This window comes from Arthrobacter sp. B055-34, assembly GCF_059090425.1.
The window spans coordinates 74,881-91,493 of record NZ_JBNHFQ010000014.1; the positions used below are offsets into that span (position 1 = coordinate 74,881).

13 protein-coding genes and 1 tRNA gene are annotated in these 16,613 nt (G+C 64.5%); 3 read left to right on the plus strand and 11 right to left on the minus strand.

Features of this window, described 5'->3' with window-relative positions; all coding sequences use genetic code 11:
- Positions 1-7 precede the first annotated feature (7 nt).
- Positions 8-1,270 (minus strand): cysteine--1-D-myo-inosityl 2-amino-2-deoxy-alpha-D-glucopyranoside ligase, encoded by a 1,263-nt coding sequence (mshC, locus tag AC5RWO_RS20215; RefSeq protein WP_498733548.1) that lies wholly within the window; start codon positions 1,268-1,270, stop codon positions 8-10.
- Between the two features lie 62 nt (positions 1,271-1,332).
- Positions 1,333-2,157, minus strand: coding sequence for an undecaprenyl-diphosphate phosphatase (locus AC5RWO_RS20220; RefSeq protein ID WP_498733550.1), 825 nt, complete (start codon positions 2,155-2,157; stop codon positions 1,333-1,335).
- Positions 2,158-2,310: 153 nt separating this feature from the next.
- On the opposite strand from AC5RWO_RS20220, the gene AC5RWO_RS20225 reads away from it, so the two are divergent.
- Positions 2,311-3,243 (plus strand): aldo/keto reductase, encoded by a 933-nt coding sequence (locus AC5RWO_RS20225; protein WP_498733552.1) that lies wholly within the window; start codon positions 2,311-2,313, stop codon positions 3,241-3,243.
- 31 nt (positions 3,244-3,274) lie between these two features.
- On the opposite strand, the gene AC5RWO_RS20230 is transcribed toward AC5RWO_RS20225, so the two are convergent.
- Positions 3,275-3,562 carry a hypothetical protein gene (locus AC5RWO_RS20230; protein ID WP_498733554.1) on the minus strand — a complete coding sequence of 96 codons (288 nt, stop codon included), beginning with the start codon at positions 3,560-3,562 and terminating at the stop codon, positions 3,275-3,277.
- 52 nt (positions 3,563-3,614) lie between these two features.
- On the opposite strand from AC5RWO_RS20230, the gene AC5RWO_RS20235 reads away from it, so the two are divergent.
- Positions 3,615-3,848, plus strand: coding sequence for a DUF5703 family protein (locus tag AC5RWO_RS20235; protein WP_074702386.1), 234 nt, complete (start codon positions 3,615-3,617; stop codon positions 3,846-3,848).
- 15 nt (positions 3,849-3,863) lie between these two features.
- Here AC5RWO_RS20235 and AC5RWO_RS20240 read toward each other — a convergent pair whose 3' ends face one another.
- Positions 3,864-5,021 (minus strand): acyl-CoA dehydrogenase family protein, encoded by a 1,158-nt coding sequence (locus tag AC5RWO_RS20240; RefSeq protein ID WP_498733557.1) that lies wholly within the window; start codon positions 5,019-5,021, stop codon positions 3,864-3,866.
- A gap of 14 nt (positions 5,022-5,035) precedes the next feature.
- Complete coding sequence (locus AC5RWO_RS20245) at positions 5,036-6,340, minus strand: M20/M25/M40 family metallo-hydrolase (protein WP_498733559.1); 1,305 nt, start codon at positions 6,338-6,340, stop codon at positions 5,036-5,038.
- Between the two features lie 196 nt (positions 6,341-6,536).
- Between AC5RWO_RS20245 and AC5RWO_RS20250 the strand changes: the two genes are divergently transcribed.
- A tRNA-Leu gene (locus AC5RWO_RS20250) sits at positions 6,537-6,620 on the plus strand.
- Between the two features lie 910 nt (positions 6,621-7,530).
- On the opposite strand, the gene AC5RWO_RS20255 is transcribed toward AC5RWO_RS20250, so the two are convergent.
- The 6 genes from AC5RWO_RS20255 to AC5RWO_RS20280 all read right to left on the minus strand — a co-directional run.
- Positions 7,531-7,677, minus strand: coding sequence for a hypothetical protein (locus AC5RWO_RS20255; RefSeq protein ID WP_498733561.1), 147 nt, complete (start codon positions 7,675-7,677; stop codon positions 7,531-7,533).
- Positions 7,678-8,304: 627 nt separating this feature from the next.
- A complete protein-coding gene (locus AC5RWO_RS20260) occupies positions 8,305-9,447 on the minus strand; it encodes a LuxE/PaaK family acyltransferase (RefSeq protein ID WP_498733563.1) in 1,143 nt (380 codons plus the stop codon).
- Between the two features lie 50 nt (positions 9,448-9,497).
- Positions 9,498-10,565 (minus strand): 2,3-diaminopropionate biosynthesis protein SbnB, encoded by a 1,068-nt coding sequence (gene sbnB / locus AC5RWO_RS20265; protein ID WP_498733565.1) that lies wholly within the window; start codon positions 10,563-10,565, stop codon positions 9,498-9,500.
- The gene (locus AC5RWO_RS20270; RefSeq protein ID WP_498733567.1) at positions 10,562-11,569 is read right to left on the minus strand and encodes a TauD/TfdA family dioxygenase; all 1,008 of its coding nucleotides are present in this window, start codon (positions 11,567-11,569) and stop codon (positions 10,562-10,564) included. The genes sbnB and AC5RWO_RS20270 overlap by 4 nt, the downstream gene beginning before the upstream one ends.
- Positions 11,569-14,184: a non-ribosomal peptide synthetase gene (locus AC5RWO_RS20275; protein ID WP_498733569.1), complete on the minus strand. Its 2,616-nt coding sequence runs from the start codon at positions 14,182-14,184 to the stop codon at positions 11,569-11,571. The genes AC5RWO_RS20270 and AC5RWO_RS20275 overlap by 1 nt, the downstream gene beginning before the upstream one ends.
- Positions 14,181-16,613 (minus strand): Pls/PosA family non-ribosomal peptide synthetase (locus AC5RWO_RS20280; RefSeq protein WP_498733571.1); only part of this gene is annotated, 2,433 nt, incomplete at its 5' end. The genes AC5RWO_RS20275 and AC5RWO_RS20280, both read right to left, overlap by 4 nt.

Here is a 16,613-nt window from a genome sequence, read left to right on the forward strand (position 1 = left end):
GTGAGCGCTAAAGGACGATGCCAAGCAACGCGTCGAGCACCTTGGCGACGGCGGTTCCGGCGGGGACTTCGCCTTGGCTGCTGCCGCTGGGCGAGGCCGCGGCCCAGGCATCCACCGCGGCGAGTGCCGCAGGTGCATCCAGGTCTTCTGCCAAGGCGGCCCGTATCCTGTCGGCCAATGCGGCGGCGGATTCCTCATCCGAGTTGCCTGCGGCGGCGCGCCAACGCGCGAGCCGCTCGGTTCCGGCCTGCAGCAGGTCATCGGTCCAGAACCAGTCGCTGCGGTAATGCTGGCCCAGCAGCACGGTACGGATGGCGGACGGATCCACGCCCTCCGAGCGAAGCTTCGACACGAGCACCAAGTTGCCCTTGGACTTGCTCATTTTCTCACCGTCCAGGCCCACCATGCCGGCATGGACAAAGTGGCGTGCAAGTTCCGTTCCGGTCAAGGCATATGCATGCCCGGCGCTCATTTCGTGGTGCGGGAAGCTCAGGTCCGAGCCGCCGCCTTGGATATCAAAGGTTTCCGGCAGGAATTTCCGGGCAATAATTGAACACTCGATGTGCCACCCGGGCCTGCCTTCGCCCAGGGAGCTGCCCGGCCACTTCGGCTCGCCCTCGCGGGCTACGCGCCACAGCAGTGCGTCCAAGGGATGCCGCTTGCCGGGCCGTTCAGGATCGCCGCCACGCTCGGCAAAGAGCGGCAGCATTTCCTCCTCGGTCAGCCGCGAGGTCATGCCGTTGTGCCAGCCGTCGCCGGCCGCCGCGACGGAATCGAAGTAGACGTCGCCGTCCGGTTCGCCGCCGGTGCCGGGCACCCGGTACGCCAGCCCGTCGGAGATCAGTTGCTCGATTGCCGGAATGATCCATTCGATGGACTCGACGGCGCCGATGTAGTGGTCCGGCGGGAGCACATTGAGTGCCTCCATGTCTTCGCGGAAGAGGTTGGTTTGGTCCTTGGCCAGCGCTTCCCAGTCCACGCCCGTGGCGTTGGCCCGTTCCAGCAGCGGATCGTCAATATCAGTGACGTTCTGCACGTACTGGACTTCCCGGCCGGCGTCACGCCAGTAGCGGTTCAGCAGGTCGAAACTGACATAGGTGGCGGCATGGCCCATGTGGGTAGCGTCGTAGGGGGTGATGCCGCAGACATACAACGAACCGGTGGGAGCGGGATCCAGCTGGACCATCTCCCCCGCGGCCGTATCAAAGAGGGCCAGCGTGTTGCGGCCTCCGGCGATCTGAGGCACTGGGCGCGCATTCCAACCAAACAATGGCTGTTCCTTCCGGTGAGAATCACGGTCCGGCGGGGACCGCCGTCGTACTTATGGCGTTGCTAGGCGTTGATGGCGCCGATACCAAGCAGGATGTACAGCAGCAACCCGAGCGCAATCCGGTACCAGACGAAGAGCTTGTAGCTGCGGGTTGAGACGTACTTGAGGAACCATCCGATGATGACGAAACCGACCACAAAGGCCACCAGCGTCGCCAGTGCGGTTTCGCCCCCACCGTACGGCCCGGGCTCGTTCCAGCTGGTAGCCAACTGGTAGAGCCCACTGGCAAATACCGCCGGAATCGCCAGCAGGAACGCATACCGGGCGGCCGCCTCACGCGTGTAGCCCATGAGGAGGCCTGCCGTGATCGTTCCGCCCGAACGCGAGACGCCCGGGATGAGCGCCAGCGCCTGGGCCAGACCGTACAGGATGCCGTGCTTATAACTGAGCTTATCCAGAGTCCGGACCTGCTTGCCGATTGTGTCGGCGATAGCCAGGAACAACCCGAAGACGATCAGCATGGTCGCCACGATCCACAGGCTCCGGAAGGACCCTTCGATCTGGTCCTCGAAGAGCAGGCCGAGCACACCGATGGGGACGGAGCCGATGATGATCAGCCAGCCCATCCGGGCATCCGGGTTGTTCCGCGGCACCTTCCCGGTCAGGGAGCCGAACCAGGACTTCACGATCTGGACGATGTCTTTCCAGAAATAAACCAAGACTGCGGTCTCCGTGCCCAGCTGCGTGATGGCGGTGAACGCGGCGCCGGGGTCCGAGGCGCCGGGCAGGAGTTCACCCGCAACGCGCAGATGTGCGCTGGAGGAGATCGGGAGGAATTCGGTCAGGCCCTGGATGAGTCCCAGAAAGGCCGCTTCTAGCCAAGTCACAACTTAGACCTTAAAGCACGACCACGGCTGCGGCAGAACCGGACACCGCCGCCGTGACAAAGATCCTCCTACGGTATGAGCCGCCTACCACATGCGAGACTCATCCGCGGGTCAGTTCCCGCCTGCGGCGCGGCAGGCCGTAGGCTTTTGCCCATGGAGCAGAATCGGTTAGGTCATAGTGGGCTGAAAGTACCGCGCCTGTCGTTAGGCACCATGACATGGGGCCAGGAGACGGACGAAGAGAGCGCGGCAACGATGCTTCGCTCCTATCTGGATGCAGGAGGCACGCTGCTCGATACCGCGGCCGCTTATGCCGAAGGCCGCAGCGAAGCGATCATCGGTGCGTTTCTGGGAGAGCTGGTCCCCCGGCAGGAAGTCACTGTGGTTTCGAAAGCGGGGATGGTCCGCCGCGACGGCGCAAGGGAAGTGGATACCTCCCGAGGCGCAATGCTGCGTTCTCTCGACGCCAGCCTCGCTCGACTGGGCACGGACTATCTCGACGTATGGCTGGCGCACGTCTGGGACGACAACGCCCCACTGGAGGAAACACTTTCCGCTCTGGAATTCGCCGTGTCTTCCGGCCGCGCACGTTATGTGGGAGTTTCCAATTACTCGGGCTGGCAACTGGCCCGGGCGGTGTCGCTGAGTGCCGTCCCACTGGTGGCGGTGCAGTCCGAATACTCGTTGCTCCAGCGAACGGCAGAACGGGAAGTTATCCCGGCAGCGCGGGCTTTGGGAACCGGGGTCATGGCCTGGTCCCCCCTTGGCCGCGGCGTGCTGACCGGCAAGTACCGGAACGGCACACCGGCCGACTCGCGGGGAGCGTCCGAAAACAGGGCGGGCTTTGTGGAGCCTTACCTTTCCGGGAGGCCCGCCAGGATTGCCGAGGCGCTCGCAACCGCAGCACGGGGCCTGGATGTGCAGCCGCTTGAGCTCGCCCTGGGCTGGACGCTGGAACAACCCGGCATTGAGACTGCCGTGATCGGTCCACGGACACCCGGCCAGCTGGAACAGATCCTCAAGGCTGCCCCGAAGAGCATCCCGGCGGAGATCGCTTCTGCACTCGACGATATCTCGGTACCGTAGTGCCTATATAGGAATGCAGTTGTGGGAGGGCCTACTTTTCCTCAATTTCCAGATCGTCGTCGAAGGGGTCCATGACCTGTTCATAGTCGTCATCGCCGTCGTCGTCCTCGTCTTCGGACTCGTCGTAAATGACCAGCGGCGTAACTTCACCGTACGCGTCGTAAAGTGCGTCTTCATAGGCTTCGAAGGTTTCCATTATGGAGGAGAACGCGGCCTCCACCGCAGGATCATCCTCACCGCGCCGGCTGGCGGATGCGGCAAGATGTTCCTCAAGGGCAGCTGTAAACGACTGGAGTGCGACACGCGGATCAATTGCCATGTAGTAGACGTTAGCTGTTGTGGGAAGAATAAGTGAAGAGATTGGAGGGCCAATGAGAGAACAAATTAGCACCGGCTCCATCCAGCGCGAACGCGACCACCTCCGCCAGTACGAATATCTTGTCCTGACGGTCAATAAGGGCGAATCTGTCAAGGAGGCCCGCCGGGCGCTGGCTGAGCATGCTGAATACGGCAAGTGGGACCTGATCCGGACCCGCTTCTACATGGGCGGCAGCCGCAAGTACTGGATGCGGCGGAAAGTCCTGCGCGTCGAGGCCACCGTCTGACCTGCTCCCCGGGGCCTAGTCCTCGATAGGGCCAAGCCAGGCGTTGGCCACCGTGCCGTGCGCTGATTCGTCGTCCGAGGGGTGGTAAAGCCCGGCCAGCACATCCCGGTACAAACGCTCCAGCTCGCTGCCGCGGAAGTACCCGCCGCCCCCGGAGACCCTTACCGCGTGCTCGACGACGCGCTTTGCCGTTTCCGTCGCCCTGACCTTGACCGATGCCAGTTTGGGGAACCACATCGGCCCATGGTCGACGAGAGCGTCGACATCCCGGGCGATGAATTCCAGCTGTGGGTAGAGGCCGTCCATTTCGATCGCAGCATCGGCAACGCGCCAGCGGATGTCTGGATCCTGCGCGTAGCTCTTGCCGGTCTTCAGGGATGTCCGTCGGCGGACGTTCTCCACGGCCAGTTCCACCCCTCGCGTCCCGATGCCGGCGTAGACGGAGGCCAGCAGGATTTCGAAGCAACTGAAGATGCCGAAGATCAGCAGGTCCGGGTTTGGCCCGACCGGCAGCTTCCGGAAGACCCGTTCTGGCCCGGCGCGTACCCCTTCCAGCACCGTCGTATTCGACTGGCTGGCCCGCATGCCCAGCGTGTTCCAGTCGTCCTTGATGCGGAAGCCGGGTGCTTTCCGGTCGATGAAGGCCCAGACCAGCTGTGGCTCGTCGCCGTCGTCGTCGCGCCCAAAAGTTCCCAGCTTCGTCCATACTGGCGAGAGGCTGGTGAAAACCTTCGTCCCCGTGAAGGAATAGCCGCCGTCATCCTGGGGCGCAGCGACCGTGGTGGAGTCGAACAGAACATGATCGTTCCCGGCTTCGGATACGCCGAACCCGAAAATCTCGCCTCGGCTTGCTTCTTCGAGCACGAAGTCCAGGCTCCGGTCCCCGCGGGCCCGCATCACCTGGGCGACGCCGGTCCAGACCAGGTGCATGTTGACAGCCAATGCCGTGGCCGGGGCGGCACTGGCCAGCCGGAGCTGGGCCAGGGAGGCCTGCCGCAGGCCGTAGCCGAGCCCGCCGTCGGCAGCCGGCACAAGGATCTTCAAATAGTCCGCGGCCTGAAGATCAGCGAAGTCCTCGTGGCAGAAGGAGTTGGCCTCGTCATAACCGGCCGCCCGGGAGCGGAACGTGGCGAGCATCGCCTCCGGCAACAGCTCTTCAACTGCCTTGGTCATTGGTCCGTCCTACACTAGTAAGTGGTCAGCAGCCGGTGCAGCACCCGCGTGCCGAACTTCAGGGAGTCCACGGGAACCCGTTCGTCCACGCCATGGAACATACCGGTGAAGTCCAGGTCATCGGGCAGTTGCAGCGGGGCGAACCCGTATCCGGTGATCCCGAGCCTGGCCAGCGACTTGTTGTCCGTCCCGCCGGAAAGCGTGTACGGCAGAACCACTGCGTCCGGGTCCTCGTGCCTGAGCGAATCCACCATTGCGTCCACGAGGTTTCCGGCGAACGGTACTTCGAGCGCCGAGTCCTGGTGGATGTAGGAGATGTCCACGTCCTCCCCCGCCAGCTCCTGGATCTTGGCCAGCACCAGTTCGTCCTGACCAGGCAGAGTCCGCGCGTCGATCCGGGCTTCGGCCAGGCCAGGTATGACGTTTTCCTTGTAGCCTGCCTTCAGCACGGTCGGATTGGACGTGTTTTGCAGCGTGGCGGCCACGAAACGTGCCACCGTGCCCAGTTCCTTGAGCAGGATGTCCGGATTGTCCGGATCGAATTCGACGCCGGTGAGTTCCGTTACGCCGTCCAGGAACCGGCGGCTGGTGTCCGTCAGCTCGATGGGCCACTGGTGGGCGCCGATCCGGCCCACGGCGGCTGCCAACGTGGTCACCGCGTTATCCGTGTTGATCTGCGAGCCGTGGCCAGCCCGTCCGCTGACGGCCAAGCGCAGCCATGCGATGCCTTTCTCAGCAGTCTGGAGGAGGTAGGCACGTTTCCCGCCGATGTTGGCAGAGAAGCCACCGACCTCCGAAATCGCTTCCGTGGCGCCGTCGAAAAGCTCAGGTCGGTTATCTACGGCCCAACGAGCCCCGTATTTGCCGCCGGCCTCTTCGTCTGCGAAGAAAGCGAATACGATGTCGCGCTTCGGCTTGGTTCCGGTTCTGGCCATGTCACGGGCCACGGACAGGATCATGGCGTCCATGTCCTTCATGTCCACCGCTCCACGGCCCCAGATCAGACCGTCTTTTTCCTCGCCGCTGAAGGGATCGACCTGCCAGTCTTCTTTTTGCGCCGGCACGACATCCAAATGTCCATGGACCACCAGTGCGTCTGCGGAAGGATCTTCACCCGCCATGCGGGTGACGACTGATGCGCGTCCCGGAGATGACTCGAAAATTTCCGTGGACAGACCCACTTCCTCCAGCAAGCCTGCCGCGTACTCGGCGGCTGCCCGCTCCCCGGGGCCCGCATTGTCACCGAAATTGGATGTGTCGATCCGGATCAGTTCCTGGCAAATGCGGACAACTTCATCTTGCGGACGGAGGGCAGGCATTTTCGGGCTCCTTGCTGACGGGGGTGCTTGGCTCCAGCCTATCGATCTGCTTGGGTGGCGGCAGCCCGACGTCACGGAAACGCACCGGAACGGGGTAGGGAAATCCCCGATTCAACACTTCGGCCAAAACGTGTTAGAGTTTTTCTCGCTGCTTTCGAAGGAATCGGTTCGCCGAAACTGAACGAAAACACCACCTGCGCGGGTGGCGGAATGGCAGACGCGCTAGCTTGAGGTGCTAGTCCTCTTATTGAGGGTGGGGGTTCAAGTCCCCCTCCGCGCACAGGGAAAAAACCCCGGAAACTGAACAGTTTCCGGGGTTTTTTGTTGCCTGTCCCCGAGCGGACGGGTTTTCACCCACGTGGCTGCGAAAATACGACGACAGCCGTGCGAGGCCCGGCAGCATAGTCTTTGCATGGCCTACATCGAACCGTGCAAGAGGAAGACCGGCGCGACAAATGATGTTGCGGACCGTAACTTCTTCGATAGTTTCCACCGGAGTTGGTGTGAGCGTTCAGGTTGTTCATACGCAGCAGTCGCTTCTTCAGTTGGCTGGGTCGCAGTTGGTGAGGCGCAGCCTGCCAGCGGGGACGGCCAGAGTACGGGGAGTGTGAGAGCGCGTTTGGGCAAGGCGCCAACCTTTCAGACAGGCCGGTATGCAGCGTTGCCCCGGCGGATTCCCCCAAACAGTCCGACCGGGTCGTTGTCCACGTCCAGTCCTGGGTCGACACCAACAGATGTAGAAAGGTTTCAGCGACGAGGCCCCAGACCTCTCGTCCACCGGCTTCGATGCCAAAACCTGCGTCCGTCGAGCTTGTGAATTAGCCCATTGTGCACCGGGTATTTGGCGCTTAACCTGATTTTAAGGGTAGGAGCTCGACATGGAATTGACCCTTTTCATTATTGTCTTCGTACTGGCTTTCACCCCTTTTGTGACGGTGATGTTCGGACCCAATCTAAGGGAAGACAAGCCCGTCGCGCGGCGCCACCGCTCCGCTTCCAGCTTGGCTGCGTCCCAGCCGACTAGGGAGAAAAGGCTCCCGGGAGGAGCCGGGCGTCCACTTCTCCCGTCTCCGTCGGGCGTCGGCGGAGGAACCAGCGCGCCAGCGCGCATGCGGTCGTCCCGGCGGTCCATGCGATCCAGGTTCCGCCGAGGTCCAGGAGATCATTCCCGCGGACCACGATGAACGGGTTTAGCGTCGGTACTGCCCGTCGTAGCTGTTCCGGAGGCCTTGCGTGGTGAACTTCCCGCCATCGACGAGCTCAGTCAGGTCGTTCTCTGGATTTGCCTTGACGAGCTCACTGACCAGCTCCATCTCTTCCTGCGTGAAGGCGGCCATATCGTCGGCATCGGCGATCAGGTCCGGATCTTCTCCGGCTCCAGTTCGGGCGGTTTCGGCGGCGGCATCTCGATCATGCAGGAATTGTGCCAGCTAAACCCCGGTAATAACAGGTGTCGAGCCGGAGCCTGCGGGTTGGGAAACGTAGGCTCCGGCTCGACCGGCCGTCCCTTCGGGGGAATTGTCGCTGCTGGAACGGATATACCTAGTGTGCAATCCATTCACCAGGCCGGTAAGCCCCGGACGAGGGGCGGCTGCACCCCTAGTTTTCGGGAGCATTTCGCTCGGCGCTCCCTGCTGACGGATGCTCCTTGTCCTTGAGCAGGACCCTCACGATGTGCAGGATGACCTAGCGCTGCCGTGCCATGAGCCGAGACGAGCCGCCCGCGAATGTCCTGCGCGCCCCAGACGGGGCTGCCGATGGCGGGACCTATAAGTTCGTGCCGAAGATCGGCGGCGGGTGGAGAATGCCGGCCACCATTCGAGGCCGAGGCGCCCTTCGACAATGCCGTGCTGGAGCACATGACCGAAACGCTCATGAGCGCGACGGTCCCGCTCGGCGGCACCGAGTGTCGCCTCGCCAAGGGCGCGGCGAAGGAGGAGGGCGCCACCTGAGGCGCCGCTAACTCAGGCCTTCATGAGAGCCGCAGGCTCATCCTTGACGGTGCTGCCCGAGCCGAGGTAGCGCTCGATGCTGACGGGGCAGTGACCAAGCCCGCCACCCTGCCCCCGACGTCGGAAATTGATGATCTGGCCGGTTCTTCCGCACCCGCAGGTGCCGGTTTCGACGTCGCCCACATCGTCGGTGAGGAGGAAACCGGGATAGCTGGTGTTGAGGGAGTCCAGTACGGCAATGGTGCCGGTGCCCCCTGGAGCGAGCTCTTTGCCGGTCTGGCCGGGGTCCCGGATGGAAATGTAGCACCACGGCGGGACGTGCTTGCGATGTAGGTGGCATTCGACAGCGAGCATGTTCGACTCGATCATCCCGTACATGTCGCGCACGTTCCCCGGGCGCACGCCGAGTAGTTCATGGCACCGCTCCCGAAAGCCCTCGGCAGGGATGGCCTCGGTTGTGTGCCGCTTCCAACCGCCGAGCGTGATGATCATGCTGTAAGGGTCCAAGCGCACATTACTCTTCTCCTGCTCGAGGAACCGGAGGAGCCGCTCGATGAGGAACGGCGGACAGACGATGTGCCGGGTCATGTGGCCCTTCCACCGGCGCAGGTGCTCCAGAGCCTCCCTGACGTCGAACGCCTGGTCGGCAACTAGGTATACGTGGTGGTCGAAGACACTGTTCAGGATGTTGAAGTCCTTGAGCAGGCCCATCTCCGAGGCTTCAGAGTCCGAAGGGTTCAGGAAAAGACCCGCGCCCCCGGACAGGCTGAAGAACTCCCGGTAGGTCCCGATCAGGCCAACCAGTGCCCGGGTCACTGTCTCGCTGTTGCGGCGGGCGACAGACGGGACACCGCGGGTGCCGCTGGAGCTGGTCTCGGTCTCAACGTCGGCCAGGGAGCAGGTGAGTAGTACATGGGCGTCGGGACGCTTAAACATGCCGACCGGCAACAGTGGCAGGTCTTGCAGGTCATTGATGTCGTTAATCGCGGCGGGATCGACTCCCAACGCGTTACATTGGGCACGGTAAAAGCCGTTACGGGTTTGGTGGTAGATCGCGGCGTCCCGTAGGACGTCGGTGACCGACCGTGCCCAGTCCTCAGGGGACTGGGCGTGTGCCTTGGACACATTCCCCAGCATCTGCGGTAACGAGAGCATTGTGTCACTCCTCGGTGGGTGCGAATTGATGAATTGGTTGGGCCGCCGGGTCAGCCGTACCGACGTAGCTCGGAAAAGAAGTCCTCGACCACCCGGAGCTGGCCACTGTTGGCCAGTTCGTCGTAGACGTATTTGCCCACCGCCAGGTCGAGCACGCCCAGGCCGAACGGCGAGAACACCACGGGGCGGTTGTCCGCCGGCTTGACCCTGCCCTCCATCACGTCGGCCAAGGTGCCGTCCACGAAGTCCCGGTGGCCGACCATCTGCTCCACAAGGTGGGCAGACGTCCCGGCTTTCAAGCAGTGGTCGACGTCGTCTAGAATGTTGGTCGACGCCAACAGGATCTCCGGGGCCAGGTCGCGCAGGGACACGTGCAGCACCAGCGGGTTGTGCGCGAACCACGTCGTGTCGTGAACGTGCGGTTGGCCCGCCACCGTGGCGAATACGACGAGATCGCTGCTCCGGATCAGCTCCTCGGGGCCATGGTGCACGGTCACCCGGGCTCGGGTGCCGCTGCGTTCGAGATAGCCCTTGAAACCCTCCGCGCTCTCGCCCGAGAGGTCGAACACCCCGATCTCGTCGAAGGACCAGTCGGTCGCGTTCAGGAAGGTGTGGATGTAGCGGGCGATGAGCCCCACGCCGAAGAACCCGACGCGTCTGGGGCGCCCACGGCCTCGGCTGAGCCAGTCTGCAGCGGCGGCGGCCGAAGCAGCCGTCCTGGACGCGCTGATAATCGAGCTCTCCATGCACGCGAAGGGGTAGCCCGTCGTCCGATCGTTGAGGATCAACACTGCTGAGGCGCGCGGTATCCCCGACGCCACGTTGTCCGGGAAGCTGGAGACCCACTTGATGCCGTCAACGTCTACCTCTCCGCCGACAGAGGCGGGCAGGGCGATGATGCGCGAGGTGGGCCGGTCCGGGAAGCGCAGGAAGTAGGACGGAGGGTTCACTGAGTCTCCGGCCGCGTGCACCCGGTAGGTCTGCTCGACCAGTTCGACGACCTGCTTCTCCCGACCTTGGAGCACCTGTTGCACCTGGGCTCCGGAGATGACCGCGAAGGGGGGAACCGTTTTCGGCTCCACGGCGGCTGTCACTGGGGAAATGGCGAATTCTGTCATCGTGCACCGTCCTGGGTATGGGTATCGAGATCGAATACATTGCGTGGCTCGGCCATGCCAACGAGGATCTCCCGTGGACCCTCGTACGCCTCGCGGCTGTGTGCCATGCGCACGTTGTCGACGAGCATGAGGTCCCCGGTCTGCCACGGCGTTCGCAGGGTGTGGGCCTCGTAGACCTCGTTCAAGAGGGCAACGATGTCCTCGCCGATCGGCTCGCCGTTGCCGAAGCGGGTGTTGAACGGCAGCCCGTCGGAGCCGTAGACGTCCACCAGGTACTCCCTCACCTCGGGCGCGATGGTCCATTCGCTCAAGAACGCGACCTGGTTGAACCAGCAGCGCTCGCCGGTCACAGGGTGCCGGACAACGGCAGGACGCCGTTGCCGGGTGCGGAGCTCGCCGTCGGGCTGCCACTCGAACTCGATCGCGTGGGCCCGGCAGTAGCTCTCGACGGCAGCGCGGTCGGAGACCCCGAACGCTTCCTCGTAGGTGGCTCCGATATCCTCGTTGTAGCTGCGGGCGAGCAGCCACCCTTCGCTTTCGAACCGACGGACGATATGCGCCGGTATGGCGTCGAGCACCGAGCGGGCATCCGCGATGCCCGTCACGCCACCGACGGTGGGTGCCTGGAGGCAGGCGAAGAGCATCAGGCCGGGGAACTCAAGCGCGTAGCTGAGCTCGTGGTGCATGCACATAGGCTGGTTCGCGGGCCACGTGAGCGACGAGTACACGCCGTCCAGATAGGGCTGCCTGGTGGCGAAGGCCTCCCGGTCCGGCATGAGGCCGCCCGGAATCAGCCGCTGGTAAACTTCGGCCACCTGGGCTGGATCACTGAGGCCCAGCCCGCGGACCAGGATGGCGCCGCTCTCGTCCACCGCCGCGCGCAGCGCCTCACGGTTCTCATCGGCCCACCGCACAGGGTCGTGGCCGTCCTCGACGGCGAGCATCGGTGCCCCACCGGCTTGGCGTTCCATGTCGAACTGGATCTTGGGTGAAGGAGACGACATCAGAGGTCCTTTCGTTTCACAGGTAGCGGATTGGAGTGTCTTGCCGGTGTCCGGAGCATGGAAGCGGGCTCTGCGGCGGTTCCCGCCGGCGTGGGCGCGGGCGGTTCGGCAGCGTCCTCCAGGGACGCAGCCTCTAGCAGGATCGCCAGGTCCGCGAGGACTGGCGTCTGCATGATGTCCTTGATGGACACAGCACGCTTGAGCAGGACGGCGAGCTTCACCGCGGACAGGGAAGTGCCGCCCAGCGCAAAGAACGAGTCCTGCCCGCCGATCCGACCCGCCGGTATGCCGAGGACGGTCGCCCATGCCCCGGCAAGCCGCTCCTCGGTGGCCGTGAGCGTCTCCGTGGGGGTGCCGGTCTCGGGGACGGCTTCCCGCGCCATGCGGGTCAAGACCTTCCGGTCGATCTTCCCGTTGCCGGTCAGGGGCAGGCTCTCCTGCCACCTGTACGCCGACGGAACCATATAGCCCGGAACCCGCGAGGCCACCTCGCTGTGGATCTCGTCGACTTCGAGCGGCCGGTCGCCAGAGTAGAACGCCACCAGGAACTTGGACTGCCCGCCGCCCTCGCCCTCGCCAACGACGACGGCGCCGTCGCGGACGCCGGGAACCCGCAACAGCGCATTCTCGATGTCGCCGATCTCGATGCGGAATCCGGAGATTTTGACCTGGTTGTCTCGCCGGCCAAGGTACTCCAGCTTGCCGTCCGGTGACCAGCGTCCATAGTCGCCAGCCCGGTAGAGCCGCGCCCCGTCCACATACGGATCAATGGAGTAGGCCTGTGCGGTGCGCTCCGGGTCGTTGATGTAACCGCGGCCCACGCACACCCCGGAGAAGGCGATCTCGCCCGGTGCTCCGAGCGGCACGAGCCGCTGCCGCTCGTCGAGGATGTGGATCCGGACGTTCGGGATCGGCGGGCCCAGTGGCACGGAGCCGCCCGTGGGCGCTGCGCTCATCACCTCATGGTTCGTGTCGTCCGAGGTCTCTGTCAGTCCGTAGGCATTAACCAGCTTGACGTTCGGCATTACGTCGAACCAGCGGCGGACCAGTTCACGTTTCAGGGCCTCCCCGGTCGCGGAGACGCAGCGGAGGTGCGGGAGGGTACGGGGTTTGCCAGCCAAGTACGCGACCACCGCGTCGAGATACGACGGCACGACCTGGAAGACCGCCACCGCGCCCCGTTCCACCGTATCGACGAACCGCTCGACGTCGAGAATGCGGTCCTGCCCGACGATGAGTGTGCGGCCGCCGACGAGCAGGGCCGAGACGAGTTGCCACAGCGAGATGTCGAAGCATTGGGGGGCGCTCTGGGCGACGACGTCGCCGGGGCCGATCCCCAGGTCCTCGATCTTGGCGTACAGGTGGTTCACCATCCCGTCGTGCTCGCACATCGCGCCTTTCGGCTCGCCCGTGGAGCCCGAGGTGAAGTAGACGTAGGCGAGTTGGTCTGGACGCACCTCCACGCCGAGATCGTCGGCGGCGTGCCCCTCAGACTCGATGTCCTCGAAGAGGAGTCTTGTGACCGAGGGCATCCCCTCGAGTGCTTCGTCCAGCGAGGCGGTGCTGCCTTCCTCGGTCAGCGCCATCCGGCTCCCGGCTCGGGTGAGCGTTCTGGCGACCCGATCGGCGGGGAAGTGCGGTTCGATCGGTAGGTATGCGCCGCCGGCCTTGAGGATGCCGATGACCGCGGCCATCCATTCCAGGTCCCGCTTGGCGACGACCGCCACGACGTCCTCCGCCTGTAGACCACGCGCCAGCAGGGCACGGGCCAGCCTGTTGGCGCGGGCGTTCAATTCCGCGTACGTCCACTCCCGCGTGTCCTGGGCCGCGGCGATGCGTTCGGGGTGAAGCTGGACGCGCTCTTCGAACAGCTGGTGGAAGCGTCGTTGGGGCCGGGGCCGCTCGGGTCCGGCCAGATGCTCGAGCTGGAGACGCCGCTCGTCAGGATCGACCAGGTCGGCATCGGCGGGCTCGGCTTCGGGGTCGGCGACCAAGTGGCGGAGTGCGGCCAGGTGGTAGCCGGCGATCCTGAGTGCGGCATCGTCGTCGAGGACGTCCCGCCGGTACCGCAGCCGGAGCACCTCGCCCCCGGCCACGGTCCGGAGGGTGACTGCGAGGACGATACCCTCCGGCAGCTCTGCATCGTCGCCGTGAAGCGCTCCGAACACCACCTCGTACCCGGGAGATGCGGCCTCGTGGCGGGCTTCCCCGCGGCGGGCCTGCTCGGTGTCGGCCCGGACCTGCCGGTCCTGTGCCTCGGCGACCAGGCTCCGCCAGGACGGGTGGCCCAGATCGAGGTTGCACCGCCAGATCCCCGCTGTGTCCACGCATCCGGTGGCGATGTCCGTCTCGCCGGACAAGGCCTGCAGTACCCGCGCGTGGGCCGCCAACCAGAGCGAGCCGGGCGTAGTGTCCAAGGCACGGGCCGTCAACTTCAGGGAGGTGCGTAGCTCCTCGGGAACCGCCACCTCGACCTGCTCCTGTCCGGACTGGGGATCCAGTGTCCACCTGGGAATCGCCGTCGGGGCGACGGCCGGAAGGGCAGGCCGGCTGGTTGCCGGATCGGACGAGTGATTGGCGGCGGTGCGGCAGGTCAGCGCAGAGGTTGTGGTCATGATACGGGCCTTTCCAGTGCGACGGGGGACGTGGCGGCGGCTCGGGCCTCTTCGGCCGGGTTGCCACCCCACAGGGATCCCGAGGTGAGGGTCGTCCCCTTCATTACGAAGGAGTCGGCAGCGACAACGGCACCGTCTTCGACGGTCACGCCGTAGTGGACAAAGGCCCCGACGCCAAGCGTGACGTCGTCACCAATGACGTTGTGGTCGGACTTGAACATTCCGTCCTCTTGGGAGTGGGATTGAACCGTACTGCCGGCGTTCAGCGTGCAGCGGGAGCCGATCGTCACCAGGCTCCGCTCGATAATTCCGCAGCCGTCGTCGAAGACACGGGCCCCAATCCGCACCCCCAGCAGACGCCAAGCCAGCGGCTTGAACGGCGTCCCGTTGAGGATGGCCATGTACCGGCTCTGGGTCATCAGCTTCCAATACCGCTCGTGCCACCAGAAGTAGGGGTTGTAGATGGAGCAGAGCTGGGGCTGAAGCCGCCGGAACCCCGTTACGAGGTGCTCGATGCCGATGGGGACGAGCAAGCCGACGAAGAGCATCACGACGAACGACCCGCTGAGGGCAAGGAAACCAAACATGTCGGACAGTTCGAGGGCGGCGAACATTATCGCCATTGCAAGCGACATGTTGAACCAACGCGTAAGCATCAGGATGGCCATAGTGTGCCGGTTGTGCTTGTTCTTGGCCGCGAGGTCCTGGCGGAGGTGGGTCCGGCTGGCATGCTCCTCGGGAAGGGCATCCCGCAGGACCGAGCGGGGAATCTCGAACGCAGGTGATCCGAGCAGGCCCACGTCATGGCGCACCGGTCCGTCGATGGGCACCATCACCTTGGTTGCGAGCAGGCAGTTGTCTCCGGTCTTGGCCCCGGCCGGGTAGAGAACGGCGTTGCCGAGGAAATTGTGGGCTCCGATCGCCGCCTCACTGACCTTAAACGACGTCGCCGAGTAGTCGGTGTTCATGAAAGACACCGCGTCGGCAATCATCGTCCCGCTGCCGATGGTCGAAAGGAACGGGTTATCGTGCTTGAATACCGTGCCCAGGTTCGAGCCGGTCTGCTGGACCTGGGGCTGCTTGTACCCAATGGCCCGCACGTAGTTCACGACGTACGAGCTGTCGCCGAACAACCCTCCAAGCAAGGGACTGTTGGTCAGCCTCGCCACCGCCCGCGCCGCCGCGTCCCGCAGTCCGAACAGCGGATACACCATGTCGGGCTTCACAGCGAGTTGGAGCACCCGCGGCACGGTCGTTATTACGACCAATGCCATGACCGTTCCGCCGAAGACGGCCAGACCGGCGAATGTAATGGCATCGGCGTAGAAGGTCCAGTCAGTGAACGCGAAAGGCTGCACCTCCAGAAGCGCCGCCACGCGCGGCTGCGCCAGGACGACCAGGGCGATCACCAGTCCCACCATGGTGCGGCCCACCCCAAGGGTGGAAACGAGTTGGGATATGGCGAACCATCCCCGCCGCCACGGCCGATAGGGCGTTGCCTCGACCCCGCTGTAGTCCACCACGGTGCGCCTGCCCGGCGAACCGTGCCAGTGCTCGCCCTCGGGGACGACTTGGCCGGTGTACAAAGTGGAGCGGTGGGCCAACTGCGAGCCGTCTCCCATCGCCGTGTCGATGTCCAGGACACTCCCCTCGCCGACGATCACGTCCCGGCCCAGCGTCAGCGCACCCAGCTGGATGACGCCGCCATGGGCGCGGTACCCGTTGAGGACCGCATCCTTGCGGACCACCGTCCCCTCCCCGATCGTGAGCAGGTCAGTGCAGACCGGCAGGCGATTGGTCAGGATCATCACGTTGCGGCCCACCTTCGCGCCCATGGCCCGCAGGTAGAAGGTCGTCAGCGGGGAACCGGTCATCAGTGATAGTGGCGAGGTTCGCATCAGGGTCTTGACCAGCCAAAACCGAAAGTAGGCGAGGCTCCAGATACGGATCTCCCGAGGCCGGAAGCGCCCGATGATGATCCACTTCGCGGCCACCGGCAGGATGCACAGCAGCACGAAAGTCACCGCGGAGAAAGCGATCGACCGCAGGTAGATTTCCCCGAAGCTCATCCCGTGGCCTAGCCAGTTGTGGTTGCCCGGCCCCGCCTCCGGGAAGATCCACTGGTACCCTACGACCGCGAGCCAGCCGGCGAGGAGGCAGTAGCCGACGTAGACGAGCACCTGCAGGGCGCCGCAGGTGACGTACTCCCAGGTGCGCGCGTCCATGGGCCGCGGCGTCGCCGGCACGGATGCCAGACCCGGGGAGGGCTCCTGCCGCTGGTCTTGCTGCGGGGGGCGTTGCAAGGCCGCGGCGAGGGCGGAGATGTTCGGATTGCTGTAGATGTCCTTCATGGAGACCGCCGGCAGGTCCGGCTGCTTGCGCACGCGGGCGCAGAACTTGGCCATCACCAGCGAGTCCGCGCCCAGGTC